The sequence below is a fragment of the Arhodomonas sp. KWT genome (assembly GCF_010993615.1).
Genome location: NZ_WNXE01000296.1, coordinates 1 through 2,467, shown reverse-complemented (window position 1 = coordinate 2,467; position 2,467 = coordinate 1). Strand labels below are relative to the sequence as shown.

2 protein-coding genes are annotated in these 2,467 nt (G+C 68.4%); both read left to right on the top strand.

The window, feature by feature from the left end:
• Nucleotides 1–890 precede the first annotated feature (890 nt).
• Complete coding sequence (crcB, locus tag G7A99_RS18080) at nt 891–1,283, top strand: fluoride efflux transporter CrcB (protein WP_163142785.1); 393 nt, start codon at nt 891–893, stop codon at nt 1,281–1,283.
• Nucleotides 1,284–1,300: 17 nt separating this feature from the next.
• Nucleotides 1,301–1,627 carry a DUF190 domain-containing protein gene (locus tag G7A99_RS18075; RefSeq protein ID WP_018719385.1) on the top strand — a complete coding sequence of 109 codons (327 nt, stop codon included), beginning with the start codon at nt 1,301–1,303 and terminating at the stop codon, nt 1,625–1,627.
• Nucleotides 1,628–2,467: the final 840 nt, after the last annotated feature.

Here is a 2,467-nt window from a genome sequence, read left to right as displayed (position 1 = left end):
CCACGGCTCATTGCACGTCGGCGGGATAAACAGTAAAGGCGGGGGCCGTGTTAGGCGGCCGAGGGCGGGGCGTACAATGCCACGGACGGCACCCCCCGGCCCCTATGGGTTCAGGCTGAGCCGGCGTTCGGCTCACGTGGACGTTGCACGCCTTCGGCGCACAACCTACCAGGGAGTCGCCACCCCCTCGCAAGGCGCGAACGCGGGTAGGTCGTGCACGGCCACGGGCCGTGTGCGACATCCCCGGAACCGCCCGATTCAATTCGCAAAGAGTCCTCCGACCGGCACGCACCACGCTTCTCCGGCTTCACGTGAGAGGGCCCCGTGACACCGCATCCGCGGCCCGGCTCACTGCGCCGGCCCCTCCCCGGTTCGGCCCGGGGACGTTGCAGGCCTTCCGCGCCCAACCTTCCTGCCGGCCAACGCCCCCTCGGGTAGGTCGTGCACGGCCGCAGGCCGTGTGCGACGGCCGCCCACAACGTCGGGGGCATCGCGCGCCAAGGGCCGTGACCATGCCCGTCCACGTCCGTCCGCTTTCGAGCGGGGGGCGGGAGACGCAGAACACCGGCCCCACGACACGTGTCGGCTGCCGGGAGCAGCCGACCTACGGGACCCACCCTGCACCCGGCGGAACAGCGCCGTGACATCGTTTGTCGCCGGCAAACGCCCGTCCGGGCCCCTCTCCCTTCACGGGAGAGGGGTTGGGGAGAGGGCCCCGCCGCGACGGGGATTCCCCCGGCGCACACGCGACGGTATCCTTGTCCTCCGACGACACACGCGGAGATGGCTCCCCTCCCCGAACCGCTCCAGCGGAGCTGATGGGACCTGAACACTGTTAATCCCCGTGACGGCACACGTCCGTCCCGGGTCGCCGACAGGAGGTCCTGTTCATGCCGTGGATTTCGATGGCCGCCGTGGGCGGCGGCGCCGCGCTGGGTGCGTGGTGCCGCTGGGCACTCGGGGCCTGGCTCAACCCCTACTTCCCCTCGCTGCCCCTGGGCACCCTCGCCGCGAACCTGTGCGGCGGCCTACTCATCGGCCTGGCACTGGAGCTGTTCTCGCGCACGACGGCCGTGCCACCGGAGTTCCGACTGATGGTGGTGACCGGCTTTCTTGGGGCGCTGACCACGTTTTCGACGTTCTCTGCGGAAGTGGTCACGGCGCTGCGCCGCGCCGATTATCTCTGGGCCTCCGCCGCGGTGGGCCTCCATGTGCTGGGCAGCCTGCTGGTCACCGCGATGGGTATGGCGCTGGTCTTCTGGCTGTTCCGGGTGAACGCGTGAATCCGACGGAGGGAACCATGAACGGTGAACGACTGACCTTCTTTGTGCACGAAAACCGCCGGCTTCACGGCAAGCTGCTATACCGCTGGCTCCTCGACACCGCGCAGGATATGGGGCTGCACGGCGGCTCGGCATTCCGGGCAATCGCCGGCTTCGGCCGGCACGGCGTGCAGCATGAGCAGCACTTCCTGGAACTCGCCGGCGACGTGCCGGTGGCGGTGATGTTCGCGCTGTCCACCGATCAGGTCGACGCCCTGCTTTCGCGGGTCTCCGACGAAGGCGTGCCGCTGTTCTACATGCGCACGCCCGCTGAGTACGGGGTGATCAACGGCGGCAAGGGCTAACGCCGGACGAACGGGACCGGGGCACACCGCGGCCCGCGGCCCGGACCAGGCAGACCGATGCCTGACAGGGATCCCGGCGGGCTTCCCCCTCTCCCCTGCCCCCTCTCCCGCAAGGGGAGAGGGGAACGGAAGGCCGCGCCTACTCCTCCGTCCCGGCTACCCCGCGAAACCACGCCATTGCACCGCTCACCACCGGCAGATAAGTAGTGTGCGGAATTATGTGCAGACGCTAGAGCGAGGTGAGCGGCCATGGTATTCGGGTTGGTTAACCGACCACCTGAATCCCCTTGGGAGGGCGAAGCCATGGTCACTCACACTCGAAAGGCTACTGCGGGCGGCGAGGCGCCGGACGCATTACTTGGCGAGGACCGGGATCTGCTGCGGGCTTCCCCCTCTCCCCTGCCCCCTCTCCCGCAAGGGGAGAGGGGAACGGAAGGCCGCGCCTACTCCTCCGTCCCGGCTACCCCGCGAAACCACGCCATTGCACCGCTCACCACCGGCAGATAAGTAGTGTGCGGAATTATGTGCAGACGCTAGAGCGAGGTGAGCGGCCATGGTATTCGGGTTGGTTAACCGACCACCTGAATCCCCTTGGGAGGGCGAAGCCATGGTCACTCACACTCGAAAGGCTACTGCGGGCGGCGAGGCGCTGGACGCATTACTTGGCGAGGGCCGGGATCTGCTGCGGGCTCCCCCTCTCCCCTGCCCCCTCTCCCGCAAGGGGAGAGGGGAACGGAAGGCCGCGCCTACTCCTCCGTCCCGGCTAACCCGCGAAACCACGCCATTGCACCGCGCATCACCGGCAGATGCTCGCTAAGCCCCTCTCCCTTCACGGGAGAG

What these genes read in the sequence shown, in the direction of transcription:
- crcB (WP_163142785.1), top strand. Translation starts at nt 891, where the DNA reads ATGCCGTGGATTTCGATGGCCGCCGTGGGCGGCGGCGCCGCGCTGGGT.
- G7A99_RS18075 (WP_018719385.1), top strand. Translation starts at nt 1,301, where the DNA reads ATGAACGGTGAACGACTGACCTTCTTTGTGCACGAAAACCGCCGGCTT.